The organism is Actinoplanes sp. NPDC000266, from assembly GCF_042899005.1.
Taxonomy (GTDB): domain Bacteria; phylum Actinomycetota; class Actinomycetes; order Mycobacteriales; family Micromonosporaceae; genus Actinoplanes.
The window spans coordinates 173,743-198,141 of sequence record NZ_JBIAZI010000017.1 but is presented as its reverse complement, the minus strand read 5'-3'; the positions used below and the strand labels follow the sequence as shown (position 1 = coordinate 198,141).

The 24,399-nt window shown below is 72.0% G+C and carries 24 protein-coding genes; 17 read left to right on the top strand and 7 right to left on the bottom strand.

The features are described 5' to 3' along the window. Positions 1–91: 91 nt before the first annotated feature. Positions 92–685 (bottom strand): TetR/AcrR family transcriptional regulator, encoded by a 594-nt coding sequence (locus ACFY36_RS46905; protein ID WP_499752422.1) that lies wholly within the window; start codon positions 683–685, stop codon positions 92–94. A 32-nt stretch (positions 686–717) separates the two neighbouring features. On the opposite strand from ACFY36_RS46905, the gene ACFY36_RS46900 reads away from it, so the two are divergent. Beyond that, a complete protein-coding gene (locus ACFY36_RS46900) occupies positions 718–1,827 on the top strand; it encodes an FAD-dependent monooxygenase (protein ID WP_499752421.1) in 1,110 nt (369 codons plus the stop codon). A 46-nt stretch (positions 1,828–1,873) separates the two neighbouring features. Continuing rightward, positions 1,874–3,040 carry an RtcB family protein gene (locus tag ACFY36_RS46895; protein WP_499752420.1) on the top strand — a complete coding sequence of 389 codons (1,167 nt, stop codon included), beginning with the start codon at positions 1,874–1,876 and terminating at the stop codon, positions 3,038–3,040. Positions 3,041–3,049: 9 nt separating this feature from the next. Here the strand turns inward: ACFY36_RS46895 and ACFY36_RS46890 are convergent, their stop codons facing one another. Then, the gene (locus ACFY36_RS46890) at positions 3,050–3,628 is read right to left on the bottom strand and encodes a nucleotidyltransferase family protein (RefSeq protein ID WP_499752419.1); all 579 of its coding nucleotides are present in this window, start codon (positions 3,626–3,628) and stop codon (positions 3,050–3,052) included. Positions 3,629–3,647: 19 nt separating this feature from the next. Here ACFY36_RS46890 and ACFY36_RS46885 point away from each other — a divergent pair, with 19 nt between their 5' ends. After that, on the top strand, positions 3,648–4,154 hold the full coding sequence (locus ACFY36_RS46885; RefSeq protein ID WP_499752418.1) for a pyridoxamine 5'-phosphate oxidase family protein: 507 nt from the start codon (positions 3,648–3,650) through the stop codon (positions 4,152–4,154). Between the two features lie 72 nt (positions 4,155–4,226). Here ACFY36_RS46885 and ACFY36_RS46880 read toward each other — a convergent pair whose 3' ends face one another. After that, a complete protein-coding gene (locus ACFY36_RS46880) occupies positions 4,227–4,967 on the bottom strand; it encodes a class I SAM-dependent methyltransferase (RefSeq protein ID WP_499752417.1) in 741 nt (246 codons plus the stop codon). Between the two features lie 253 nt (positions 4,968–5,220). Between ACFY36_RS46880 and ACFY36_RS46875 the strand changes: the two genes are divergently transcribed. Next, positions 5,221–7,542 carry an ATP-binding protein gene (locus ACFY36_RS46875; RefSeq protein ID WP_499752416.1) on the top strand — a complete coding sequence of 774 codons (2,322 nt, stop codon included), beginning with the start codon at positions 5,221–5,223 and terminating at the stop codon, positions 7,540–7,542. Here the strand turns inward: ACFY36_RS46875 and ACFY36_RS46870 are convergent. After that, complete coding sequence (locus ACFY36_RS46870) at positions 7,449–10,694, bottom strand: alpha-L-rhamnosidase-related protein (RefSeq protein ID WP_499752415.1); 3,246 nt, start codon at positions 10,692–10,694, stop codon at positions 7,449–7,451. The genes ACFY36_RS46875 and ACFY36_RS46870 overlap by 94 nt on opposite strands. A 149-nt stretch (positions 10,695–10,843) precedes the next feature. On the opposite strand from ACFY36_RS46870, the gene ACFY36_RS46865 reads away from it, so the two are divergent. Both ACFY36_RS46865 and ACFY36_RS46860 read left to right on the top strand, forming a co-directional pair. Beyond that, positions 10,844–11,968 (top strand): SGNH/GDSL hydrolase family protein, encoded by a 1,125-nt coding sequence (locus ACFY36_RS46865; protein WP_499752414.1) that lies wholly within the window; start codon positions 10,844–10,846, stop codon positions 11,966–11,968. Between the two features lie 64 nt (positions 11,969–12,032). Then, complete coding sequence (locus tag ACFY36_RS46860; protein WP_499752427.1) at positions 12,033–13,037, top strand: zinc-binding dehydrogenase; 1,005 nt, start codon at positions 12,033–12,035, stop codon at positions 13,035–13,037. Here ACFY36_RS46860 and ACFY36_RS46855 read toward each other — a convergent pair. Further along, positions 13,008–13,745 (bottom strand): GntR family transcriptional regulator, encoded by a 738-nt coding sequence (locus tag ACFY36_RS46855; RefSeq protein ID WP_499752413.1) that lies wholly within the window; start codon positions 13,743–13,745, stop codon positions 13,008–13,010. The two genes, ACFY36_RS46860 and ACFY36_RS46855, sit on opposite strands and share 30 nt — an antisense overlap. Positions 13,746–13,866: 121 nt before the next feature. Between ACFY36_RS46855 and ACFY36_RS46850 the strand changes: the two genes are divergently transcribed. From ACFY36_RS46850 to ACFY36_RS46825, 6 genes are read left to right on the top strand one after another with little or no spacing between them, the layout of a single operon-like run. Then, entirely contained in the window at positions 13,867–15,006 is a 1,140-nt protein-coding gene (locus ACFY36_RS46850) for a TIGR03364 family FAD-dependent oxidoreductase (protein ID WP_499752412.1), read from the top strand. A 1-nt stretch (position 15,007) separates the two neighbouring features. Further along, positions 15,008–15,916, top strand: coding sequence for a phosphate/phosphite/phosphonate ABC transporter substrate-binding protein (locus tag ACFY36_RS46845; protein WP_499752411.1), 909 nt, complete (start codon positions 15,008–15,010; stop codon positions 15,914–15,916). Continuing rightward, positions 15,916–16,629, top strand: a complete 714-nt coding sequence (locus tag ACFY36_RS46840) for a phosphonate ABC transporter ATP-binding protein (protein ID WP_499752410.1) — start codon at positions 15,916–15,918, stop codon at positions 16,627–16,629. The genes ACFY36_RS46845 and ACFY36_RS46840 overlap by 1 nt, the downstream gene beginning before the upstream one ends. Continuing rightward, positions 16,626–17,462: a phosphonate ABC transporter, permease protein PhnE gene (phnE, locus tag ACFY36_RS46835; protein ID WP_499752409.1), complete on the top strand. Its 837-nt coding sequence runs from the start codon at positions 16,626–16,628 to the stop codon at positions 17,460–17,462. Before ACFY36_RS46840 ends, phnE begins: the two co-directional genes overlap by 4 nt. Next, positions 17,459–18,133 carry a phosphonatase-like hydrolase gene (locus ACFY36_RS46830; protein WP_499752408.1) on the top strand — a complete coding sequence of 225 codons (675 nt, stop codon included), beginning with the start codon at positions 17,459–17,461 and terminating at the stop codon, positions 18,131–18,133. The genes phnE and ACFY36_RS46830 overlap by 4 nt, the downstream gene beginning before the upstream one ends. 54 nt (positions 18,134–18,187) lie before the next feature. Continuing rightward, entirely contained in the window at positions 18,188–19,045 is an 858-nt protein-coding gene (locus ACFY36_RS46825; RefSeq protein WP_499752407.1) for an alpha/beta fold hydrolase, read from the top strand. Between the two features lie 43 nt (positions 19,046–19,088). Here ACFY36_RS46825 and ACFY36_RS46820 read toward each other — a convergent pair whose 3' ends face one another. Then, the gene (locus ACFY36_RS46820) at positions 19,089–19,583 is read right to left on the bottom strand and encodes a MarR family winged helix-turn-helix transcriptional regulator (RefSeq protein ID WP_499752406.1); all 495 of its coding nucleotides are present in this window, start codon (positions 19,581–19,583) and stop codon (positions 19,089–19,091) included. A 183-nt stretch (positions 19,584–19,766) separates the two neighbouring features. Here ACFY36_RS46820 and ACFY36_RS46815 point away from each other — a divergent pair, with 183 nt between their 5' ends. The 5 genes from ACFY36_RS46815 to ACFY36_RS46795 all read left to right on the top strand — a co-directional run bounded on the left by ACFY36_RS46815 (position 19,767) and on the right by ACFY36_RS46795 (position 23,937). Beyond that, positions 19,767–20,414 (top strand): FMN-dependent NADH-azoreductase, encoded by a 648-nt coding sequence (locus ACFY36_RS46815; protein WP_499752405.1) that lies wholly within the window; start codon positions 19,767–19,769, stop codon positions 20,412–20,414. 19 nt (positions 20,415–20,433) lie between these two features. Further along, a complete protein-coding gene (locus ACFY36_RS46810) occupies positions 20,434–22,038 on the top strand; it encodes a fatty acyl-AMP ligase (protein ID WP_499752404.1) in 1,605 nt (534 codons plus the stop codon). After that, the gene (locus ACFY36_RS46805; RefSeq protein WP_499752403.1) at positions 22,035–22,652 is read left to right on the top strand and encodes a ThuA domain-containing protein; all 618 of its coding nucleotides are present in this window, start codon (positions 22,035–22,037) and stop codon (positions 22,650–22,652) included. The genes ACFY36_RS46810 and ACFY36_RS46805 overlap by 4 nt, the downstream gene beginning before the upstream one ends. Positions 22,653–22,721: 69 nt before the next feature. Further along, the gene (locus ACFY36_RS46800) at positions 22,722–23,306 is read left to right on the top strand and encodes a DedA family protein (RefSeq protein WP_499752402.1); all 585 of its coding nucleotides are present in this window, start codon (positions 22,722–22,724) and stop codon (positions 23,304–23,306) included. Between the two features lie 40 nt (positions 23,307–23,346). After that, positions 23,347–23,937 (top strand): cupin domain-containing protein, encoded by a 591-nt coding sequence (locus ACFY36_RS46795; RefSeq protein WP_499752401.1) that lies wholly within the window; start codon positions 23,347–23,349, stop codon positions 23,935–23,937. Here the strand turns inward: ACFY36_RS46795 and ACFY36_RS46790 are convergent. Beyond that, entirely contained in the window at positions 23,934–24,182 is a 249-nt protein-coding gene (locus ACFY36_RS46790; RefSeq protein ID WP_499752400.1) for a hypothetical protein, read from the bottom strand. The genes ACFY36_RS46795 and ACFY36_RS46790 overlap by 4 nt on opposite strands. Positions 24,183–24,399: the final 217 nt, after the last annotated feature.

The window sequence follows — 24,399 nt, the reverse complement described above, 5'->3', positions numbered from 1 at the left end:
ACGATCCGCGGCCCTACGTGTGGACCAAAACCGCCGACCAGATCCTCGAATCCATCGCCCGCTACTGCACACGCATTAACGACTCACGACACTAGCGGGTCAGGCCGCGCAGATAGGCGGCGATCGTCTCCCGCGCGTCGGGACGGGTCGCCGGGTCCATCCCGGACCCGGCGACCCGGTCCAGCAACAGCCCGTCGACCACCGCGACCAGAGCCGGGGCGTGCCGCTCCGGCTCCTCGACGCCGAGCCCCCGCAACGTCTCGGCCGCCGCGGCCAGGAACCCGGCCCGGGCCGGTGAGGCGCTCGTCAGGCGGGCGTGCAGCTCGGGATCCCCGGTCAGCTCCACGACCAGCGCGTAGCGGGCGAGGTGGTCGCCGGGCCGCTCGGCCAGCCGGTCGAGCAGCCGCGCGAGCCGTTCCGCGGCGTCGTCCACCGGTCGCCGCCCCGGTACCCCGGTGATGTCGCGCTCGGCCACTCCCGCCATGTCCCCGGCGGTGCGCGCCGCCAGCCGATGGACCATGGCCTCGATGAGGTCGCGGCGGGTGCGCGCGTAGTACGACGTCGAGCCCGTCGGCAGGCCCAGCTCCTTGTCGATCGCCCGGTGCGTCAGCGACCGGAGCCCTTCCCGCGCCACGATCGCGATCGCCGCGTCCGCGATGGCCTCTCGCCGATCCCCGCTCTTCACAACCCCGACTCTACGGGAGTAGAGTCCTCTACATGCGTAGAGCCACCGTCATCGGCGCCGGAACCGGCGGCCTGACCACCGCCATCGGCCTGCACCGCCTCGGCTGGCAGGTCACCGTCCTCGAGCGTTCCCCCGCCCCGGCGGTGGCCGGGGCCGGCCTGTCCCTGTTCGGCAACGCCTTCGCGGCCCTCGACGCCGTCGGCGCCGGCGACGCGGTCCGGGCCATCGCCGGCCCCCACTCCACGCTCACCGCCGGCCAGCGCCGCTCCGACGGCCGGTGGCTCTCGGTCATCCCGCCCGGGGCGGTGCGCGACCTGCGCGTGGTCCACCGGGCCGACCTCCAGGCCGCCCTGTCGTCGCTGTTGCCGCCGGGCACGGTCCACTACGGTCACCCGCATTCGCCCGCCGACCCGCTCGAGGCCGACGTGGTGGTCGCCGCCGACGGCCTGCGCTCGCCGACCCGCGCCTCGTGGCCCGGCGACCCCGGTGTGCGCTATTCGGGCTATACGAGCTGGCGCGGCGTCACGGCCCACCCGGCCGGCCTGGTCGGCGGAGCCGGCGAGAGCCTCGGACGCGGCGAGCGATTCGGCTTGGCTCCGCTGCCCGACGGGCGCGTCTACTGGTTCGGCGTCGTCTCGCTGCCGGCCCGCACGCCGTTCCCCGACGATCACGCCGAGCTGCGCCGCCGCTTCGGCGGCTGGCACGCCCCGATCGGTGACGTGCTCGCCGCCACCGATCCGGCCGCGATCGTCCGCACCGACATCCACGACCTGGCCCGGCCGCCGGCCACGTTCCGCCGGGGCCGCACGGTCCTGCTGGGCGACGCCGCCCACGCCATGACCCCCGATCTGGGCCAGGGCGCCGCCCAGGCCATGGAGGACGCGGCCACCCTCACCCATCTGCTGGCCACGCTGCCGATCGACGGGGCCCTCACGGCGTACGACCGGGCCCGCCGTCACCGCACCCGCCCGATCGCCGCCCGCGCCCGTGCCATGGGCCGGCTGTTGCAGAGCTCCAGCCCTCTCCGCGACCCTCTGCTGCGCCTTGTCCCCTCGGCCGTGGTCGCCCGGCAGCTCACCGCGCTCCAGTCATGGCGGTTGCCGACCGGTAAATCGGGAGCGCTCAGCGATCTTGGCGGCTAGCGTGACCGGCGACAATCACCGACGTCCCCCGGAGGGGAGAGCAGTCATGCAGCGGGTCAACGACCGTCTGATCAATTGGGCGAGCCTCATCGAGGCCGGCACCTTGGCCCAGGCGGAAACCGCTTCGACACTGCCCTTCATCTTCCCGCACATCGCCCTCATGCCCGACGCCCACCTCGGCAAGGGCGCGACCGTCGGCTCGGTCATCCCGACCCTCGGCGCGATCATCCCGGCCGCCGTGGGCGTCGACATCGGGTGCGGGATGGCCGCGGTGCGGACGCAGTACCACCGCGACGACCTCAAGCCGAACCTGGCCGACCTGCGCACGGCGATCGAGCGCGCGGTTCCGCTGTCGGCCGGCGTCTACAACACGGCGATCACCGACACCGCGGCCCGCCGCGTCGAGACGCTCACCGCCAAGGCGGAGAAGGCCGGATTCGAGCCGGGGCAGTACGCGGGGAACTGGCATCTTCAGCTGGGCACGCTCGGCAGCGGCAACCACTTCATCGAGGTGACCGCCGACGAGACGGGCGCGGTGTGGCTGTTCCTGCACTCGGGTTCGCGCGGCGTCGGCAACAAGATCGCCACGCATCACATCAAGGTGGCGCAGGAGCTGATGAAGCGCTACTGGATCAGCGTGCCCGATCCCGACCTGGCGTACCTGGCCGAGGGCACCGACGAGTTCTGGCGTTACATCCGCGAGCTGCGCTGGGCCCAGGACTTCGCCCTGTCCAACCGCGACGAGATGATGGACCGGGTCGTGGCCTGCTTCGCCGAGTTCACCGGCGGGCCGGTCGAGGAGCTCGAGCGGGTCCAGTGCCACCACAACTACACCGAGCAGGAGACCCACTTCGGCAAGAAGGTGTGGCTGTCCCGCAAGGGCGCCATCAACGCCGAGCAGGGCCGTCCGGGCCTGATCCCGGGTTCGATGGGCGACGCGTCGTACGTGGTCGTGGGCAAGGGAAACCGCCTGGCCCTGAACTCGTCGCCGCACGGCGCCGGCCGTAACTACTCGCGGTCGAAGGCCCGCAAGACCTTCACCCGCGAGCAGCTGCGCGAGGCCATGAAGGGCATCGAGTACCGCGACACCGACGCGTTCCTCGACGAGATCCCGCAGGCTTACAAGCCCATCGACGTGGTCATGAACGACGCCGGCGACCTGGTGGAGATCCGCCACACGCTGCGCCAGATCGTCAACGTCAAGGGCGACTGATCCAACCCGCTAGCCGGGCGGCACAACAGTGACGCCCGGCCAGCGGACCCGCGGCTGATGCCGTTCCAGCCGGGCCCGGGACAGTTCGAGGCTGACGCGGCGGGGGTTTCGCCGCCAGACGCCGTCGAGGAGGTCGTCCAGGCCGAACGGCGCGCACACCTCGATCTCGTCGTCCGGGCCCAGGCACACCGCCACGGCGGTCGCGGTCTCGGGCCAGGTGCCGACGGAGTCCTCGATCGACGTGAACGCCTCGACCGGCTCACCGCCGAACCTCGCCGCGTACCAGGTATGCACGGCGGCCTGGTTCTTGGCCTCCCACGGCACGCCGGGCCGGCGGCGGCCCAGGCGTTCGGTCACCCGGTCGTCGTTGGCACGGCTCAGGTCACCCGGGTCGAAGAAGGCCACATCCACGTCCCGTACGGCCTCAGGGGTGAAGCCGGCGCCGAAACGCTCACCCCACACCAGATCACGCAGGACCCCGGCCCCGGCCCAGGCCTCGGGCACCGCCTCGTCCCGCACCGCCGCGAGCACGCCCATCATCCACGCGTCGCCCCGGATCAGCCCCACGAGCGTCTCCTCCGTCGTCATAGGACCACAATGCACCCTCATGGCGACGAATCCTTGGCTGGCCGGGCCCAGCCCCACCCGGCGACTGGAGCGTGAGCGGCTCGAGGAACGCATCCTCAACCTGCTGTCGTCGCAGAACATGTGCGTGCTGGCCACGGTGGGCCCGGACGGCCCGCTGGCGACGCCGGTGCGCTACTTCCATCTGGACTTCGCCATCGTCTTCACGGCGATGGGCACGTCACCGAAGATGCGCAACATCCGGGCCGATCCCCGCGTGTCGGTGGGGGTGTTCGCCCCTCTCGCCGGCCAGGCGAGCAGCCGGGGCGCGCAGCTGTTCGGGGCCGCCCGGATCCTCGAGCCCGGCGACGACGGCTTCGACCAGTACTGGCCGGTGGTGCGCTGGCAGTCCGACCACGTGGAGCGCTCGCGCCCGCTCGACGAACCGCCGATCGGCACCATCGGCGTGCTGGAGGCGCAGCGCATCGTCTACACCGAGCATTGGCTGCGCCGCGAGGGCTACGCGCCCCGGCAGTTCTGGAAGCGGTGACAGATCTCTGGACTTGCGGGTCCATCGCGGCCTGGCGGGACTACGGCAATCCGCAGTACGCGATGACACTGCTCACGCCGTGAGATCCTCGAGGCGCAGCGAGCACAGGTAGCGGCGGGGCGCCCGGTCGCCCAGGCGGGTGCGGATTCGTTCGGCGACGGCGTCGAGGAGGGGCTCGCGGACGGCCGGATCGAGTTCGCGGCACAGCGACTGGGTGCGCAGCAGATCGGCGAAGCCCTGGCCGTCGAACCACTGGACGACCGGGTACCACCGGCCGGGCTCGGCGAGCACCCGCTCCTCCAGCGGTGGATGACCCCAGGACGGGTTGCCGGGGCTGAAGTGCTCGTGCAGGTCGGCCGTCTCGGCGTACACCTCAAGCTCGCCCGGGCGGCGGACCACCGTGAAGTCGAGCAGGGCGAGGTGACCGGCCAGCGCGGCCGCCCGGCGCCGGCCGATCTCCGGATCGACCCAGTGCCACGACGAGGCGGCCACGAGGACGTCGAAGCGGCGGCCCCGGTCGGGCCAGTCCTCGAAGGCCGCCTCCTCGACCGTGACGTTCGGGAACCCGGCGAGCCGCCGCCGGGCCAGCTCGGCCAGGGCCGGGCCCGGCTCGACGGCGGTCACCGTCCAGCCCAGCGCCGCCATCGACCTGGTGGCCTGGCCGGTGCCGCAGCCGACCTCCAGCACCGGGGCGCCCGGCCTCAGACCGGTCAGGGTGGCCAGGTCGGCGAACAGCTCCTCGGGATAGCCGGGGCGGACCCGGTCGTACAGCTCCGCCACCTCGTCGAATCTCAGGCCCAGCGATCCAGTCATTCCCCCACCTAACCTGTTGTTACGCGAAACGGTCCATCAAGTTACGAGTGTGTTTCCGGATTCCTGGTGCGCGTCTTCTCTCTTTCCCCCGGACGGGCGCGATTCGTACGGTCGCCGCAGCCGAGTTCACGGGTGGAGAGGACACGACGATGGACGGGACCAGCATGGCCGCGGTGGGCATCACCGGATGAGCCGGCGCCCGGGACCCCGCGGAGGTGCCGTCCGCGGGGTCCCGGCGCTACATTCGGCAGCGGTGTTCCAGCTATCCGCCGCCTTCAACCTGCACAGCGCCAAGGCCTTCGTGGGCCGCGACGGTGAGCTGGCCGTGCTGCGCGCGGCTCTGGCCGCTCCCCCGTCGGCCGTGCTCGTCCTCGGCGAGGGCGGCGTCGGCAAGACCCGCCTGGTGGCCGAGGCCCTGTCCGGCATGGCCGGCCGCGTCGTCGTGGCCCATTGCGACGACCTGCGCGAGCCGCTGCCGCTCGGCCCGATCCTGGACGGCCTTCGCCTCTGGTCGCCGGCGCTGCCGCCCGGCCTCGACCCCGCGGTCGCCGTCTTCGCGCCGTACCTGCCGTCGCTGGCCGCCCTCACCCCGCCGCTCCCGCTCGACGATCCGCGGGCCGAGCGGGCCCGCCTGCTGGGGGCCATGGCCGGCCTGCTGGGCGCGCTGGCCCCGGTCGTGGTCGCGCTCGAGGACCTGCACATGGCCGATCCGGTCACTGTGGAGTTCGTGACGTGGCTGGCCGCGCATCCGGTGGACGGCCTCACGGTGGTGATGACCTCCCGCGAGCCGGTCGCGGTCCCGGCCCGCGTCCTGCAACTGGCGCCGCTGTCACCGGCCGAAGTCGGCTCGCTGGCCGGTACGCTGCTGCGCCGCGACGTCCTGCCGCCGGTCTTCGTCGAGCAGCTCTTCGAGCGTACGGCCGGTGTGCCGTTCCTGGTCGAGGAGGTCGTCCGCTCCCTGGTCGAACGCCACGAGATCGACCGCATCGACCAGCGGCCCGACCTGCTGGGCGACGTCCTGGGCGACGTGACCGTGCCCGCTCTGCTGCGCGACGTCCTGCTGTGGCGCATGCGCCCGCTGGACGAGCCCACCCGCGACATCCTCGGCGCCGCCGCCGTGCTGGGCGTGGTGGCCGAGGCCCGCGCCCTCGCCGAGCTGCTGTCGCTGCCCGTCGACCGGGTGGAGGCCGCGCTGGACCGGGCGGCCGAGGCGGGCCTGCTGGACCGGGTGGACGGCCGGTCGCCCCGGTTCCGGCACACGCTGGCCCGCCAGGTCGTCTACGAGCTGCTTCCGGCGCTGGAGCGGCGGATGCTGCACCTGCGCTGCGCCCGGGTCCTGGAACGCCAGGTGCCCCGCCCGGTGGCGCAGCTGGCCCACCACTACCGGCTCGCGGGCAACGCCGCCGACCACGTGCGCAACGCCGAGGCCGCGGCCGACCTGGCCACCGCGCGCGGCGACGACGCGACGGCGGCCCGATTCCTGCTGGCCACCATGGACCATTCGGAGCTGCCCCGCCGTCAGCGGGCCCGGCTGGCCGGCAAGCTCGGCCGCTCGGCCGTCGAGGGCGTCACCCAGGCCGAGGCGATCCCGGTGCTGCGCCGCATCCTGGCCGACCGGCGGCTGCCGCCCGGCGCCCGGGGCGATCTGGGCCTCGCCCTCGGGCGGATGCTGCGCCAGCAGGGCGAGGCCTCGGCCGGCTACGAGGAGATCGAACGCGCCGTCCCCCACCTCAAGCATCACGGCCACCGGGCGCGGGCGCTGGCCATCCTGTCGGCGCCGGACACGGTGCTCGACCGGCACGCCGACGACCATTGGCGCTACGGCGAGGCCGCGCTGGAGGCGGCGCGGCAGTCGGGCGACCCGTCGGCCCTGCTCGCGGTCGAGATCGCCCAGCTGTCGCTACGGCTGGAGCTGGACGATCCGGAGGCCTGGCCGGCGGTCCGCACGGCCCTGACCGATCCCCGCTTCGCCGACCATCCCCGCGACCATCTGCGGGCCTGCCTGAACTGGGCCCAGGGCGCCCTGCACACCGGCCGCCACGACCGGGCCGCGCAGCTCCTGACGATCGCCCGGGGCCTGCCCGCCGCCGGTGAGTACGAGCGCATCCGGCCCGTGGTCGAGCTCACCGAGCATGCCCTCGACCTGGCCACCGGCCACCTGGACGGCCTCGAGGACCGGCTCCGGCACTTCCTGTCCCGGCCCGACCGGCTGCCGCTGACCATGCTGGACGCCCGCCTCCACCTGGGCCGACTCCGGGCCCGCCGGGGCCGCGCCGCGGAGGCCGAGGCCGACCTCCGCTCGGTCATCGCCGACGCCGAGCGGGTGGGGGCGGCGTGGCCGTTGATCCCGGCCCACACCGCCCTGGCCGGCCTGCTCGGCGACCCGGAGCCGGCCCGCACCGCCCTGGCCCTCTCCGACCGCAAAGGCCTGCCGGCGTGGGGCCGCCCGGCCGCCGCCCTGCTCGACCGCCTGACCCCGCCTCAGCCGCGCGGCGGAACGAAGCCGGGCGGAACGAAGCCGGGCGGGACGACGCCGGCCGGGACGAAGCCGGTTCGGCCCGAGCCGATCTCGTAGGCCGTCACCCCGTTCGCCGTGCCGAGATAGCGGGCCCGGCCCTCCACCCGATAGGCGACTCCGGCCGGCAGCTCGACGCGGGCCGTCACGTTGACCGGAACCGTGGCCTCGGCCCGCAGGCCCCGGCTCGTGCGCTGCCACGACAGCCCGACCTCGCCGCGCTGCGTGGGCACCGAGCCGGACGCCCGCCCCAGTCCGGTGGCCGGCGGGGCCAGCACCACGCTGCTCGCTCCGGGCGCGCCGATCCGGATGCCGAGCATGGTCTCGGCGATGTCGACCGCGGCCTGGCTGCCCCAGCCGTGCGATTGGCTGTAGTCGCCCGGCGCCGGGTCCCAGGCCTCCCAGGTGAACGTGCCGCCCTGGTCGAGGATCCGCGCCCAGCCGAGGTCGTCGTGGTTGGTCAGCAGGGCGAGCACCGCGTCGGGCCGCCCGGCTTCGGCCAGGGCCCGCAACAGCACGTGCGCCGTCATCGGCCCCTGCTTCATTCCCTGAGCGGCCAGGTGCCCGGCCAGCGCCGGCAGGTCCGCCTGCGGCGCCACCCCGAAGGCGATGGCGTACGACGTCGAGTGCTGGCCGGCGTGCGGCGACTGCGTCCCGTCGGCCAGCAGACCGTCCACATAAACCCCGTCGCTCCGGCGCAGCTTCTGGTTCATCGCCGCGGCCAGGTCCTCCTGGGCCGTACGGAAGGAAGTGAGCTCCGGTTCGCCCAGCACCGCCGCCATGTCGGCCGCCCGCCGCAGGACCTGCACGCCGAGCGCGTTGACGACGGTTCGCGCCGAGGCGCTCATGTCGTAGCCGAACCGGCCCGGCTCGGGCCAGTCGACGATGCCGTACCGATAGGCGCCGCTGCCCCCGGTGAGGTTGGTGACCAGGCCGGCCGTCGGCCCGTCGGCCGGGATGTGCCGCCGCACGTAGCCGGCGGTCTCGCGGATCGCCGGGTACGCCTCGGCCAGCAGCGATTCGTCGCCGGTGACCTCGTACCAGCGCCATACCCAGTCGACGAACATCTCGGTGAAGTCGGGGATGTCGCGCTTGCCGTCGCCGTTGGGGTAGACCGCGTTGTAGCGCCCGGCGTCGGCCCCGGTGGTCCAGTAGCGCCGGTTGGAGGCGAGGAACTCGCGGATCGCCTTGCGGGTGGCCGCCCGCTCACCGAAGCCCTGCATGGTGGCGTACGAGATGTTGGCCGCGTCGGCCAGGAACTGGCCCTTCTCCCGGGTCGGCGTGTCCACGAACTGCTCTTGTACCGAGTAGAGCGCCGACCGCTGCACGAGCTGCCACACCGCGTTCAGCGTCGGATCGTCGCTGGTGAAGCTCGCCCGCGGCCCCTCGACGGCCGTGTGCACGACCACCGCCCGGACGTCCGCGGCCGTGATCTCCTCGCCCGCCCCGGGGATATCGAGATAGCGGAAGCCCAGGTGGGTAAAGGCCTGGAAGGTCTGCGGGCCGTCGGTCTGCGTGTACGGGAAGGACATGTCGGTGCTCTGCGTGGCCCGCCCGCTGGTGGCGACCCGGCCGTTGCTCGCGAGCTCGTAGCTGGTGCGCAACGTCAATGTTCGTTCGTGCACACCCGCGTCGAAACGAACGATCGGGCGAGCGGGGATGACCACGCCGAAGTCGGCCACCGGTGTGCCGTCGGCGGCGGTCAGCATGCGCACCGGCGTGACGGTCTCCTCGGTGACACGCGCGTCCAGGCCGGTGAGGTGGGTGAACGGGGCCACCGGGTGGGCGCCCAGCACGACCGCCGGCGCCCAGGCCGCGTCGTCGTACCCGGGCCGCTGCCAGCCCTCCACCGCCGCCGCGCGGGTCGCGTCGGCGTGCTCGATCCGGTCCCCCTCGCCGTTGCGAAGGGCGCCTTCCCGGTACGGGCCCTCGTGCGCCCGCCAGCCGCCGTCGCTCACGATGGTCTGGGTGCCGCCGCCGGCGTACTCGATGACGATCTTGACCAGGAGCCCGGGAACGCCGGCCGCGCGCCCCTGCCCGCCGCCGTACCAATGCAGCAGAGCGCCGACCGCGAGCGTCTTCCCGCGGATCAGCCGGGTGACGTCCGAGGCCTGGTAGAAGCCCTCGCCCGGATAGCCGAACGAGCTGCCCCGGTCGGCCCGCCGCCCGTTCAGATAGAGCTCCCAGGTGTGGTCACCGGCGACGTAGGCGCGCGCTCGCACGACGCGTTGCCCGCGCAGGGCGGCCTCGGTGCGCAGAAGTGACCATTCGTCCGCCTGGCGCGCGGAAGTGAACGCCCATTTGCCGGTGCCGTCGCTGAAGTCGTCGCTGAACAGCGTGGCGCCGTCCCGGGTGACCGCGACGTCGTCGAACTCGCCGGCCTCGTTGGCCGCTTCACGGAAACCGACAGTCCCACGGGGGAAGCGGGTGTCCGTTCGCTCATCGACGAGCACGCCGTCGACGAATGTGCGGAAGGTGCCGCCCGCGATGTCCATGCGCACGCGATAGTCGGTCCCGGCCGTCACCATGAGCGGAACGGTCGCCAGTTTGGTGAAGGCTCCACCGATCTGCACGTGGGTGTTGAGCCCGCTGCCCGGAACGAGCTGCCACATATATCCGTTCGCGCGGTCGGGGCTGCGGAACACCCAGCCGGCTCCGCCCGTGCGCGGCCGCACCGTCAGGTCCAGCGTGTAGTCGGTCCATTCGGCGCCCGTCCCGGCCAGGGTGACAAGCCCTCCGGTGACGCGGGCACGGCCATCGGTCACGGCGATCGGCCCGGTGCCGCCCGGGGCGCGCTGGATCCATTGCGCGCCACCCCAGTCCTGGTCGCCGAGGCCGGTCTCGAAGGTCTTCCCGGCCGCCCAGGGCGACGGCCGGCCGGTGCCGTCCCAGGTGCGGACGGTCCAGGTGTACGGCGATCCCGGGGTCAGCGCGGCGCCTCGATAGGCGACATGGGACTGCTCGGATGTGCGCACCCGGCCGGAATCCCACACCGGCACGCCGCGGCGATCGGCGACCCGGATCTGGTACGCGGTCTGCCGCTCCCCGGCGTCACGGTCGACCGGCAGCCACCCGAACAGCGGCGTCCCTTCGACGTTCATCGGCTGCGCGAGGTCGTCGACGGTGAGCCGGATGGGCGCGCCCGGCGCATGCCCACCGTGCGCGGCGGCCGGGGCCGACAGCAGTCCGGCCGCGAGCATCCCCGCTGCCACGGCGCTTGTGTAACGTTTCAACCCGCCACCCCAAGACATCGCTGTTCATGAATGTTAAGGCCGACCCTAGGTAGACGTACCCCGGCCGTCAAGGTTTGCCTAAATGCCTTAGGCAAATGCATAATGTCTAAAGGAAGGAGCATCAAGCCATGATCACCACGCCGATCACCGCCGCCCTCGTCCGCGGCGCCGCCGAGCTCGAGCCCACCCCTCAGGGCCTGCTCCCCCACCGCCTCCCGGGGTGGGCCCGCGCGCAGACCCCCGACCCGCAGCTGGCCATGGTCGAGGCACAACCTTCGGGCGTACGTCTCGTCTTCCGCACCCGCGCCACGACGATCGAGCTGCTGACCGTCCCCACCAAGCGCGTCTTCACCGGCCTGCCGCCACGTCCCGAAGGTGTCTACGACCTCCTGGTCGACGGCGCCCTGACCGCCCAGTCCACCGCCATCGGCGGCACCGTCATCACCATCGACATGTCCACCGGCACCTCCGGCTACCAGCCCGGCTCCCCCGTCGCCGTACCGTTCACCACCCTGCCCGCCGGTGACAAGACCGTCGAGATCTGGCTCCCGCACAACGAGACCACGGAGCTGGTTGCCGTGCGCAGCGACGCCCCGATCGAACCCGGCGCCGACGCCCGGGGCACGATCTGGGTGCACCACGGCAGCTCGATCAGCCAGGGCTCGAACGCCACCAACCCGACCTCCATCTGGCCGGTCCGGGCCGCCCTGGCCGCCGGGGCCGACCTGATCAACCTGGGATTCGGCGGAAGCGCCCTGATGGATCCGTTCGTGGCCCGAACGATCCGCGACACCCCGGCCGGCCTCATCACCCTGAAGCTGGGCATCAACGTGGTCAACGCCGACCTGATGCGCCGCCGCGCCTTCGCCCCCGCCGTCCACGGCTTCCTCGACACCATCCGCGACGGGCACCCCACCACCCCGCTGGCGGTCATCTCGCCGATCTACTGCGCGATCCACGAGGACACTCCGGGCCCCGGCGCCTTCGACCTCGAGGCCCTCCGGGCGGGCGAGGTGAAGTTCCTGGCCACCGGCACCCCCGACCCGACCAAGCTGACCCTGCGCGTCATCCGCGAGGAGCTGGCCCGCGTCGTCACCGAGCGAAAGGACGAAAACCTGAGCTACATCAACGGCCTCGACCTGTACGGCGAGACCGACGCCACCGGCCTCCCCATGCCCGACCGCCTGCACCCGGACACGGCCACCCATCACCTGATCGCCGACCGCTTCGTCAAACTTGTATTGACAAGCTAGGGTGGCGGCTGTGGAAGATCGTGCGAGATATGCCCGGTGGGACGGTCCCGGCCGCCCGTTCGTGATGTGTTCGGCGCCGCTCCCGGCCGAGCCGGCGGCGGGCGAGGTACTGGTGAGAGTCGATCTGGCGACTGTCTGCGGAAGCGACCTGCACACGGTCGCCGGTCATCGTTCGTCACCGGCGCCGGGCGTGCTCGGACACGAGCAGGTGGGCACCGTGGTGGCGGCCGGCGATGGCGCATCCGTGCGGGCCGGCGAGCGGATCGCCTGGTCAGTGACCGCCTCGTGCGGCCGTTGCGCGCGCTGCCGGCGGGGCATTCCGCAGAAGTGCTTCGAACTTCGCAAGTACGGCCACGAGCCGCTCGACGAGAAGCGCCCACTGACCGGAGGCTTCGCATCCCACTGTCTTCTGTGGCCGGGCACCACAGTGGTGAAGGTGCCCGATGACGTGCCGGACGAGGTCGCCGCCCCCGCCGGCTGCGCAACCGCCACGGTGGCGGCCGCGGTGCGAGCGGGCGGGTCAGTGGGGGCCGGGGACCGCGTCCTGGTCACCGGCGCCGGCATGCTGGGCCTGACCGCCACGGCCATGCTGGCCCGGCGGGGCGCACACGTCATCACGGCCGACCCCGACCCGGCCCGGCGCGAGCAGGCCCGTCAGTTCGGCGCCGCCGAGATCGCCGACGGCACCGAGGAAATCGACGGGATCGACCTGGCCGTCGAACTGTCGGGAGCCACGACCGCCGTCCGCACGGCCTTGGATTCGCTGACGATCGGCGGCACTCTGGTGCTGGCCGGCACGGTGTCACCGGGCCCGGCGGTCCCCTTGGACCCGGAACGCACAGTACGCCGCCTGCTCACCGTCACCGGCGTGCACAACTACACTCCCGCCGACCTCCGAACGGCAGTCGACTTCCTGGCCGGCAGCCACCACACTTACCCGTTCGCCACCCTCGTCAGCGCCCCGTACCCCTTGCACCGCTTGGACGAGGCTTTCACCAACGCCGGATCAGCCGCCCGCCACTCCATCGCGCCCGCCAGGTCAGGCAACGGCCGTGCGGAACGCGCGTGAGCTCCGGATGTTCGTGACCGTGAAGGTGGCCACGTCCGGCCGGTAGCGGTCGTCCGACCACTCGATCGGCATGCCCGACGAGTCCGAGGTGAGGCGCCGTTCCCGCAGGAGCGGTGTTCCTTCGGCCACGCCCAGCAGGGCCGCGTCGACCGGGTCGGCCGCGACGGCGTCGAAGGTGTGCCGCGCCGCGTGCAGGTCGACACCCGCCGAGGTCAAATGGGCGTAGATCGATCCGCCGTCCAGATCGACATCCAGCAGGCGGCGGCCGACCGCTTCGATGAACGTGGTCCGCTCCAGCATCGCCGGCTGGTCGTCGAGCAGCCGCAGCCGCAGCAACTCCACGGCCAGGACATCCGGTTCCAGCTGCAGAGCGGCCGCCACCGGCGGCGCGGGTCGGCGTAACGCGATCTCCTGCAGCCGCTGACCCGGCACATATCCGGTGGCCTCGGCCCACACGGTGAACGACATGAACGACTCGAACGGCTGAGCCGGCACCGCGTCGAGCACCACCGAACGCTTGCCCTGTCCCCCGCCGACCAGGCCTTCCTCCCGCAGCGCGGCCAGGGCCTGCCGCACCGGCCCCCGCGAGGCGTTGAACTCACTGCACAGCGCGGCCTCGGACGGCAACGGATCGCCGACGCGCAACTGTCCGCCGCGGATACGCCGCCGGAGTTCCGCCGCGACGGTGCGATGCAGGGGTGTCGTCACGCTACCGGACTATACAAGTCGGCCGCGCGCCCCGTTCATCGGAATAAGCCGAGATGAACGCCGCATGACTTGTCTATACAAGTCATTGACCGGAGCGCCCGAACGCGCGAGCGTTGCCGTCGTGAACCCCACCGATCTGGTCATTGTCGGCGCAGGCATCGTCGGCCTCGCGCACGCCGTCGAGGCGGTCGCGCGCGGCCTGTCCGTCACGGTCGTCGACCGCGACGAGCGCGCTTGTGGCGCTTCCGTGCGCAACTTCGGCCATATCTGCATAACCGCTCAAACCAAAGAGGCTTTGTCGTACGCCCGCGACGGCCGCACGACGTGGCTCCGCACCGGCCGGGAGGCGGGCTTCGCGGTCGCCGAGTGCGGAACGGCCGTCATCGCCCGCTCCCCCGAGGAACTGGCCGCCCTGGAGGAGCTCCGAGCAGAACGCGGCGCCGACGAGGTGGTTCCCCTCACCGCCAGCCAGGTCACCGAGCGGCTTCCCGTCATCGACCCCGAGATCCTGGGCGGGGCCCTTTTCCCCCTGGACCTCCGGGTCGACCAGCGCCGCGCCGCCGCCGCCCTCGCCGACTGGCTCGCCGCCCGGCCCGGCGTACGCATGCTCTGGTCCACTCCGGTCCTGAGCGTTGAGAGCGGCCGGCCCGGCGACTGCCTGGTTCGCACCGGCCGGGGTGAGATCCCGGCTCGGCAGGTCATCGTCTGCGCCGGCCACAACCTCGACCGGCTGCTGCCCGAGATCGCCGACGAGGCCGGACTCCAGCGCTGCACCCTTCAGATGCTTCAGCTGCGCGCGCCCGGCGGGCTGCGGCTCGAGCCGGCCGTGCTCACCGGAAGTTCGATGTTGCGCTATCCGGCGCTCGCGAACACCGAAGGCGCCCGGGCCCTGCGCGAACGCTGGCGAGACGAACGGCCCGAACTGCTCGATGCGGTCGTCAACCACATGTTCACTCAGCTTCCCGGCGGCGATCTGGTCGTCGGTGACACGCACGCGTACGCCCGCACCCCCGAACCGTGGGCCGACGAAGCGCTCGACGAGTTGGTGCTCGCCGAGACACGCGCCCTGCTCGGTCCGGGCCTGAAAGTCGTCCGCCGGTGGCGTGGTGTCTACGCCAGCGCCGGCGGCGAGTTCCTCCGCGCCCGGGTCGCCCCCGGCATCACCGCCGTGGCCGTCACCTCCGGCATCGGCATGACCACCGCCTTCGGCCTCGCGGCCGAGAGCTTCGACAACCCACCCTCCGAGACTCTGGAGTTCTGATATGCGTATCCGCCGTTCCCTTGCCCTCATCACCGCGCTGGTTGCCGCGGTCTCTCTGACCGCTTGCGGCGGCGACGGCGACGCCGCCGCCGGCAGCGCCACCTGCCCCAACGGGAAGATCCGGTTCGGCGTCGAGCCGTTCGAGGATCCCGCCAAGCTCACGCCGGCCGTGAAGGTGCTGGGCGAGGCCGTACAGAAGACTCTGAACTGCCCGGTCGACATCCAGATCACCGAGGACTACTCGGCCGAGGTTCTGGCCATGGAGAACGGAAAGCTGGACGTCGCGATGTTCGGGCCGCTCGGCTACGTCTTCGCGAGCAAGCGGGCCAAGGCCGAAGCGGTCGCCTCCTTCGCCGGCGCCGACGGCAAGCTCTCGTCCTACACCGCCGGCATCTGGGCGCCGGCGAACTCCGACATCGGCACGCTCGCGGCGTTGAAGGGCCGTTCGCTCGCGCTGAGCTCGATCGGCTCGACGTCGGGCGACGCGTTGCCACGCAAGGCGCTCAAGGACGCCGGCATCGACCAGAAGGACCTGAAACTCAACTACGCCGGCGGTCACCCGGAGGCGCTTCTCGCGCTCACCAACGGCAAGGTCGACGCCGCCGAGATCAACTCGCAGCAGCTGGCCACCGCGACCGCCGCCGGCACGTTCGACAAGTCCAAGTTCAAGCAGATCTGGACGTCCGAGGCGATCCCGAACGACCCGATCACCGTGCGCGGCGACCTCGATCCCGCCTTCAAGACCGCCCTGAAGGACGCTCTGCTCAAGCTCGACCCGGCCTCGGTCGGCAAGCTCGGCGAGCTGCTCGACGTCACCCCGCCCGGCCCGCTGGTCGCCGTCGACCAGTCCACCTATCAGCCGCTGTTCGACCTGGCCGACACGCTCGGGCTCACCGAGAAGGACGTCTGATGCTCGCCCTCGACGGCATCCGGGTCCGCTACGGCGACCGGGACGTGCTGCACGGCGTCGACGTCACGGTCGCGGCCGGCGAGTTGCTGGCCGTGCTCGGCGCGAACGGCTCCGGAAAGTCCACATTGCTCCGTGCGGCCGCCGGGCTGGTCTCCGCCTCGGGCGGTGCGGTCACGGTGGCCGGCCGGGCCCGGGGCCCGCTCGACATCGCGCTGGTCTTCCAGCAGATTCATCTGGTACGCCGCAGAAGCGCGCTCGACAACGTATGCGCCGGAGCGCTCGGCCGCCTGCCCCTGCGCCGCTCGCTGACTCCCGCCCTGTTCCCCCGTGAGGTCCGCGAGGAGGCCATGGGCTGCCTCGACCGGGTCGGCCTGGCCGATCGCGCCCACGACCGCGCCGACCGTCTCTCCGGCGGCCAGCAGCAGCGGGTCGCCATCGCCCGCGCCCTCTGCCAGCGCGCTCCCGTGGTGCTGGCCGACGAGCCGGTCTCCGCCCTCGACCCGGCCGCCGCCGACCAGGTGCTGGCCCTGCTCGCCGAGCTCGCCCACCGCGAGGACCTGGCCGTCCTGGCCGTTCTGCACCAGCCCGGCCTGGCCCGCCGCCACGCCGACCGCGTGCTGGGCCTCCGCGAGGGCCGCGTGGTCCTGGAGGGCGACCCCGCCCAGCCCGTGGACGCCCTCTACGGACCCCACCCGCTGGAGGCGGCACGATGAGCGAAACGCCGAGAACCGTCAGCGTGTTCGCCGTCTCCGTGCCGGACAAGCCGCGGCGGCCGGGGCGGGCGGCGCTCGGCTGGGCGATCGCGGCCGTCGTGGTGGCCGCGCATGTGGTGGCCTGGCGGGCCACGGATGTGTCGTTCGGGCTGCTGGTCGAGGGCTGGCAGGGCATGGCCGACTTCCTGGCCGAGGCGTTCCCACCCGACCTGTCGCCCGATGTGCTGCGCGAGAGCGTCGACGGGGCCGCGGTCACGCTGTGGATCGGGCTGCTCGGCACGACTCTGTCGATCCCGGGGTCGCTTCTGCTGGCGTTGCTGGCCGCCCGCGGCACGTCGCCGGCCGGGTGGGTCTATCAGATCGCGCGCGGTGTCCTTTCGTTCTTGCGCGCGGTGCCCGATGTGGTGTTCGCGCTCATCTTCGTGACCGCGGTCGGGCTGGGGCCGTTCCCGGGCGTACTCGCGCTGGTCTGCCACAACGTCGGCGTGATGGGCAAACTGTGGGCCGAGTCCCTGGAGGAGGCCGATCCCGGGCCGTCGCAGGCTCTCCGGTCGGCCGGGGCCGGGCGCATCCAGGTGGCCTCGCACGCGCTGCTGCCGGCGGTGCTGCCGCAACTGGTCGGCTTGCTGCTCTACCGCTTCGACGTGAACGTTCGCTCTTCGCTGGTGCTCGGCCTGGTCGGCGCGGGCGGCATCGGCTTCCTCATCAATCAGTCCATCCGCCTGTTCCAGTTCGATCAGATGCTCACGCACATCCTGGTGATCCTCGTGGTGATCGTGGCCGTCGACAGGTTGTCCGCTTTCGTTCGCCGCAGACTGGGGAGCCCCGCATGATCAGACTTGTTGCCTTGGACATCGCCGGTACGACCGTGGAGGAGGGCGGCACGGTCTACCGCGTGCTCGCCGAGGTCGTCGCCGAGCACGGCGAGCCGGCCGCCGACGAGGAGATCCGCCGCTGGATGGGCGCCGACAAGCGGGCCGCCCTGGCCGCGCTGACCGGCGATCCGGACGCCACCGAGGCGTTGCACGCACGCTTCGTGGAGCGCCTCACGCAGGCGTACGCCCAAGAAAGCCCCCGCCCGATCACCGGCGCCGCCGAAGCCCTGGCCGAGCTTCGCGCGGCCGGCGTCAAGGTCGCCCTGACCACCGGTTTCGACCACGCGGTCACCAATCCCCTGCTGGAGACCGTCGGATGGCGGATCGGCCGGGACCTCGATGCGGTCGTGTGCGCGAGCGACGTCGCCGAGGGAAGGCCCGCCCCGGACATGATCCGCGAGGCGATGCGCCTGACCGGTGTGACCGATCCGGCCCAGGTGCTCGCGGCGGGCGACACCGCCCTCGACGTGCAGGCGGGCCGGGCGGCCGGCGTGGCGTACGTCATCGGGGTTCTGAGCGGTGCCCAAACCGCCGCCGAACTGAGCCGGGAGAACCCGACGCGACTGCTCGACAGCGTCGCCGGCCTGCCGAAACTCCTGCTCGAAGAAAGTTCTCCCGAAGACCGATGAGTTCGGGGGCGGGCGCGGGTCTACTGGGCAGGACTTCGATGAAGGGACACGACAGTGAGCCAGCCAGAGACCCGCACCCTCGTCACCCCCGGCGCGGTGCTGACCTACGACGTGCGCCGCGGTGACGGGCCGATCCTGCTGCTCATCGGCTCGCCGATGCAGGCCGAGGGCTTCGCGACGCTGGCCGGGCACTTCACGGACCGGACGGTCGTCACGTACGACCCGCGCGGCATCGCCCGCAGCGAGCGCACCGACGGCGTGACCGAGTCGACGCCCGACGAGCACGCGGACGACATCGCGTCGATCATCCGGGAGGTTTCCGGCGGCGGCCCGGTCGACGTCTTCGGCAGCAGCGGCGGCGCGGTGAACACCCTCGCGCTCGTTTCGCGTCATCCGGCGCTCGTTCGCACAGTGATCGCTCACGAACCGCCATCGCTGAATGTCCTCTCCGACCGGGCGGCCGCCACCGCGGCGACCGTGGACATCTACGAGACGTACCAGAAGTCAGGCGTGGGACCCGCGATGGTCAAGTTCTTTCTGCTCACCGGGGCCAAGGGCGACATCCCGCCCGGTTTCGGCGACCAGCCGGCGCCGGACCCGGCGCAGTTCGGCCTGCCGGCCGAGGACACCGGCGACCGCAACGATCCGCTGCTGGGCCAGAACCTGATGACGTGCACCCACTACGAGCACGACTTCGAGGCGCTCAAGGCGGCACCGACCCGCATCGTCATCGCGGTCGGCGCCGAGTCGGTGGGCGAGCTGGCCCACCGGGGCGGCGAAGGCGTGGCGGCCCGCTTGGGCACCGAGCCGGTCACATTCCCGAGCCACCACGGCGGCTTCCTGGGCGGCGAGTTCGGCATGACCGGCGACCCGGACGGCTTCGCCGCAGCCTTGCGCGCCGCGCTGCGCTGAACTGCGCACACGCCCCAGCTCTTCCACCCTGGATCGGCAGCGCCTAGATGGGAGGCTGGTTCTCCGTGCAGGCGGGCTCGCCGGCCTGGATGCGCGCGGTGACATGGCAGGCCACCTGGCGCAGGACCTTGATCTGCTCGTCGGTCAGGCCGTCGATCACGTAGCGCCGGACGGCCTCCACGTGACCCGGGGCGGCCTGGACCACCAGGTCCCAGCCGTCGTCGGTGAGGATGGCGACCGTGTAGCGGCCGTTGCACGGGTCGGGCTCCCGGCGCAGCAGGCCGCGCGTTTCGAGGCGCTTCACCACGTTCGACAAGCGGGACAGCGAGCTGGCGATCATGCGCGCCAGCTCGCTCATGCGCAGCGTGCGGCCCTCGGACATGGAGAGGCCGCTCAGCACCATGTAGTCGAACAGCGTGATGTTCTTGTCGCGCAGGAGCTGGGCGTCGAGCGCGGACGGCAACAGGAACATCAGCTGGGCCAGCGAGATCCACGCCTCGCGTTCCTGATCGTCGAGCCACCGCGGTTCCGCCTGCATGCACAGAAGAGTACGGCGCGAGTGCGACCTCCCCGGAAACGGACGTGATCCATCTCCCATGTTCAAGCTTGAAGTGAACCTGCTACGTTGGCTTCAAGCTTGAAGCGAGCGCGAAAGCGTGCGCGGACGGCGAGCGCGAGCGGAGAGCAAGCGCGACAACGCCGAAACCTAGGAGAGCTCCCCATGACCCTGTTCCGCCTGGACGCCAGCATCCGGATCGACGGCTCCACCAGCCGCGAGATCGCCGACATCGTCGAGCAGGAGTGGCTCGCCTCCCACCCCGGCGACAAGGTCGTCAACCGGCACATCGGCGCCGAGCCCATCCCGGCCACCGCCTGGGGCAATGCCGTCGCCGCCGGGGTCACCGACGAAGCACAGCGCACCCCCGGGCAGCGCGAGGCCGTCGCCCTGGCCAAGACGCTGGCCGACGAACTTCTCGGCGCCGACGCCATCCTGTTCGCCGTTCCTCTGTACAACTACGGCGTCTCGCAGCACTTCAAGACGTACGTCGATCTGCTCCTGACCGCCCCCAACGCCTTCGGCCAGCCCTTCCTCCAGGGCAAGCCGGTCGTCCTCGCCACCGTCCGTGGCGGCGCCTACGGCGCCGGCACCCCCCGTGAGGGCTGGGACCACTCCACTCCGTACCTGAAGCGGGTCATCGCCGACGTCTGGGGCGCCGACCTCACCATCGTCGAGCGCGAGTTCACCCTCGTCGGCTCCAACCCGGCGCTCGACCAGTTCACCGACGCCGCCGCCGCGATGCACGCCGAAGCCCTCGACGCCGCCCGTGAGGCGGGCAAGGCGCTCGGTGCTCTTCCCAACGGCATCTGATGTCGGGCACTGTGAACGGGTGAGCCGATTCGTCGATGGTCTGATCGCGAACGCCGCCCGCGCCCGCACCGGCATGGTGACCGGTGAACCGGGCGAACCCCTCCGCCGCACCTGGGGCGAGATCCACGACGCCGCGAGGCGGATAGCCGGTGGACTGGAACCCGGTCAGGCCATCGCCGTCCTGGCCGGGCAGCCCGCACAGATCGCCCCCGTCGCGCAGGCGATCTGGCTTGCCGGCGGCAGCATGACGATGCTGCACCAGCCCACTCCCCGCACCGATCTCGACGTCTGGCGCGACGACACCCTGCGCGTCCTCCGGATGATCGACGCCCGGGCCGTCGTCGTCGGCGCCCCCTTCGAGCCGGTGATTCCGGTCCTTCAGGCGTACGGCATCAAGCACCACCGTGTCGAAGACCTGCTCGACGGCCCGGAAATAGAGGGCGCGCGAGAAGCCGGCGAGGACGACGCCGCGCTTCTGCAGCTCACCAGCGGGTCCACCGCCGAGCCCAAGGCCGTGCGCATCACCCATCGCAACCTCTACGCCAATGTCACCGACTCGGCCCGGCATCTCGGCTGCGACGAGAGCGGCGTGATGGTGTCCTGGCTGCCGATGTTCCACGACATGGGCATGGTCGGCTGTCTGCTGCTGCCCATGCTCAGCGGCCTGGAACTCGTCAGCGTCACCCCCACCGACTTCCTCAGCCGCCCATTGCTGTGGGCCGAGCTGATGAGCCGGTACGGGGGCACCATCACCACCGCCCCCAACTTCGCCTGGGCGGTCCTGGCCCGCCAGCTCACCCGGGTGCCCGACGGGGCCCTCGACCTGTCCGCGCTGCGGGTGGCCGGCAACGGCGCCGAGCCGATCGACCCGGCCACCATGGCGGGCTTCGTGTCGACGGCGACCCGGTTCGGGCTCAGGCCCGAGGCCGTCAACTGCTGCTACGGCGCCGCCGAGAGCACCCTCGTCATCTCGATGTCGGCCATGGCCGACCCGATGCTGCTCGACGTCGTCGACGCGGCCTCGCTCGAACAGGAGCGGCGGGCCGTGCCCACCGAGGGCGGCGCCCGGCAGCTGCCGAAACTCGGCAAGCCGTTCCCCACCGTCGAGGTCCGGGTCGTCGACGACGACGGCAAACCGCTCAGTGAGCGCCAGGTCGGCCGCCTCCAGCTGCGCGGGGAGTCGGTGACCAACGGCTACATCACGCCGGACGGATGGGAGCCCGCGCGCGACGCCGACGGCTGGCTCGACATCGGCGACGAGGGCTACCTCACCGACGGTCAGGTCGTGGTCTGCGGCCGCCGCAAAGACGTGATCATCATGGGCGGCCGGAACATCTACCCGACCGACATCGAGCGGGCCGCCGGCCGCGTTCCCGGGGTCCGGGAGGGCAACGTCGCAGCCGTGCGCCTGCCAGCCGGCGAGGGCCGCGCCCGCGAGTCCTTCGCCGTCATCGTGGAGGCTCGCGAAGGAGCGCCGGACGACATCGCCCGCGAGGTCACCAGCCGCATCGTGGCCGAGATCGACGCCCGCCCGGCCCAGGTGCGGGTCGTGCCGCCGGGTTCCCTGCCCAAGACGCCGTCGGGCAAGCTGCGCCGGGGCGCCGCGCGGGAGCTCCTCGAATGACGCGGATGCTCGTGTTCACCCGCACGGCCGGCTACCGCCACGAGTCCCTTCCGGCCGCGGTCGCGGCGGTTTCGGCTTTCCCGGGTGTACGCGTCGTGCACAGCGAGGATCCCGTCGCGCTGCACGTCCTCAGCGGCTTCGACGTGGTCATGTTCCTGTCGACGACCGAGGACGTCCTCGATCCGCGCGGGCGCTCCGCGCTGCGGTCGTTCGTCCTGGACGGCGGCGGTTTTGTGGGTGTGCACTCGGCGGCGGGGACGGAGCTGAGCGATCCCTGGTACGGCGAGCTTCTCGGTGCCCGCTTTCTTGGGCACCCGGACGGCGTACAACAAGCAACGCTCTTTGATCCTGAGGGTGTGCCCTGGAAGTTCACCGACGAGTGGTACGGCTTCGGCGAGGTCCGCGAGGACCTGGAGATCCTGCTGACGGTGGATGAGGAGACCTACGAGCCGGGTGTGTACGCCATGACGGGCCCCCACCCGCAGGCGTGGCGGCGGCGGGTCGGCGAGGGCCGGTCGTGGTACACCGCGCTGGGCCACACGAGCGAGGCGTGGTCCGATCCGGCGTTCCTCGGCCACGTTCGCGGAGGTGTCGCCTACGCGGCCCGCGGCTGACGGGTTCACGCTGGTGACGACGGTCGCGAAAGGGTGTCACGGCGACACCGGCGGCCTAGCGTGGGCGGGGTGCTGGAACTCATCGACCGCTTCGGCTACCTGGGCGTGGCCGGCGTCGTCCTCGTGGAGAGTTTCGGTGTCCCGGCCCCGGGCGAGACGGCGATAATCGCCGGCGCGGTGGCGGCCGGCAGCGGCCACCTGAACATCTTCGGCGTGGCCGCGATCGCCTTCCTGGCCGCGGTGATCGGCGACACGATCGGCTACGAGATCGGCCGCCGGGGCGGGCGGCCGCTGGTGCACCGCTTCGGCCGGTACGTGCGGCTGACCCCCGAACGCCTGGACAAGGTCGAGGCGTTCATGACCCGCCAGGGCCCGAAGGTCATCGTGGTGGCCCGCTTCGTCGAGGGTCTGCGGCAGTTCAACGGCATCGTGGCCGGCCTCAGCGGCATGCACTACCGCAAGTTCATCGCCTGGAACGCGCTCGGCGCCGCCCTGTGGGTGGGCCTGTGGGCGACCGGCGGCTATTTCGCGGGTGACCACATCGAGCAGATCGCCAAGGCGGCCAGCCGCTATCTGGTGGTCGCGCTCGGCGTGGCGGTGCTGGCCGTCATCGCGTACGTCTGGCGCCGTCGCCGCCGGAAGGTCGATAGGTGACAATGTCCGCGCAGCGAACGTCGTCCTGTAGGAGGCACCGATGAAGGGCCAGATCGTCCACTCCCCCGAGGGCCAGGAGATCGTCCTCGCCGACATCGGCCTGGTCGAGGTGTTCGACAACCCGGTGGTGCGGGTGTGGGACGTGTCGCTGCAGCCGGGCGAGACCCACCCGTGGCATCTGCACCACAACCCGTACGTGGTGCTCAGCATCTCCGGTTCGGAGTGCCGGATGGACTGGCTGGACGGCGCGGAGCCCCGCTTCCTCAGCGAATATCGGGGCGGGGCCGTCTATCGCCCGCTGTCGCCGGTGCACCGGCTCACGAACATCGGCGACCGCTTCTACCAGAACCGCCTGGTCGAGCTGAAGCAGCTGGGCGAGCTGCGCGCCGAGCCGTACCCGGTGGGCGAGGGCGCCCGCAGCGCCCCCGGCCCCCACCCGGGCCCGGTCCTTTCGCACGAGCACCTCCGGGTGTGGACCGTGCAGGCGCCCACCGAGCTCGACCTGGCCGAGGTGCCGCATGTGATCGCCGCGCTGGACGCTCCGCACGAGGTGCGTTTCCACGAGGGCGGCCCGCTGAAGCTGGACGGCGACGGCGAATGGTTCGTGGTGGAGCTGACGTTGCCGGTTTAGAGGCCGGCGTACGCCCGGAGCCCCTCACGCCCGTGCGGAAGCCCATGGTCGGACACCTCGAGGCTGAAATTGGCGAACTCCACCCCGTCGTAGAGCCAGGCCCCCGGATTGGCGGCGAGCACGCGAACGAGCCGCTGCTGCCGTTCGTCCAGCTCCCGGAATCCCGTCCCCTTGGCCACACCGCCGTCCGGGAAGGCGGCCCGCAGCGCCACGGCGAGCGCGGTCAGGGCGGGCTCGGCGCTCACGTGCCGCAGCCTGCCCAGCGCCGCCCCGAGCGGATCCACCCCGATGAGCGGCAGCGAGAGCAGGGCATAACCCCCCGAGGTCCCCTTCGAGGTACGGAATCGACGGGTCCGCGGGCGCATCGCTCGCCGCCCAGCCGAGCAGCTCGTCCCGCACCCGGTCCCCACCCACCCCGAGGCGGGCCAGAGCCACCGCACCCGCCCACCGCAGGGCGGGCTC

Bases quoted from the DNA above. Each gene is read 5' to 3' on its own strand.
- ACFY36_RS46865 (WP_499752414.1), top strand. From the start codon at position 10,844: ATGATCACCACGCCGATCACCGCCGCCCTCGTCCGCGGCGCCGCCGAG.
- ACFY36_RS46895 (WP_499752420.1), top strand. From the start codon at position 1,874: ATGCAGCGGGTCAACGACCGTCTGATCAATTGGGCGAGCCTCATCGAG.
- ACFY36_RS46885 (WP_499752418.1), top strand. From the start codon at position 3,648: ATGGCGACGAATCCTTGGCTGGCCGGGCCCAGCCCCACCCGGCGACTG.
- ACFY36_RS46900 (WP_499752421.1), top strand. From the start codon at position 718: ATGCGTAGAGCCACCGTCATCGGCGCCGGAACCGGCGGCCTGACCACC.
- ACFY36_RS46820 (WP_499752406.1), bottom strand. From the start codon at position 19,583: ATGCAGGCGGAACCGCGGTGGCTCGACGATCAGGAACGCGAGGCGTGG.
- ACFY36_RS46805 (WP_499752403.1), top strand. From the start codon at position 22,035: ATGACGCGGATGCTCGTGTTCACCCGCACGGCCGGCTACCGCCACGAG.
- ACFY36_RS46840 (WP_499752410.1), top strand. From the start codon at position 15,916: ATGCTCGCCCTCGACGGCATCCGGGTCCGCTACGGCGACCGGGACGTG.
- ACFY36_RS46815 (WP_499752405.1), top strand. From the start codon at position 19,767: ATGACCCTGTTCCGCCTGGACGCCAGCATCCGGATCGACGGCTCCACC.
- ACFY36_RS46845 (WP_499752411.1), top strand. From the start codon at position 15,008: ATGCGTATCCGCCGTTCCCTTGCCCTCATCACCGCGCTGGTTGCCGCG.
- ACFY36_RS46890 (WP_499752419.1), bottom strand. From the start codon at position 3,628: ATGACGACGGAGGAGACGCTCGTGGGGCTGATCCGGGGCGACGCGTGG.
- ACFY36_RS46795 (WP_499752401.1), top strand. From the start codon at position 23,347: ATGAAGGGCCAGATCGTCCACTCCCCCGAGGGCCAGGAGATCGTCCTC.
- ACFY36_RS46860 (WP_499752427.1), top strand. From the start codon at position 12,033: ATGTGTTCGGCGCCGCTCCCGGCCGAGCCGGCGGCGGGCGAGGTACTG.
- phnE (WP_499752409.1), top strand. From the start codon at position 16,626: ATGAGCGAAACGCCGAGAACCGTCAGCGTGTTCGCCGTCTCCGTGCCG.
- ACFY36_RS46830 (WP_499752408.1), top strand. From the start codon at position 17,459: ATGATCAGACTTGTTGCCTTGGACATCGCCGGTACGACCGTGGAGGAG.
- ACFY36_RS46880 (WP_499752417.1), bottom strand. From the start codon at position 4,967: ATGACTGGATCGCTGGGCCTGAGATTCGACGAGGTGGCGGAGCTGTAC.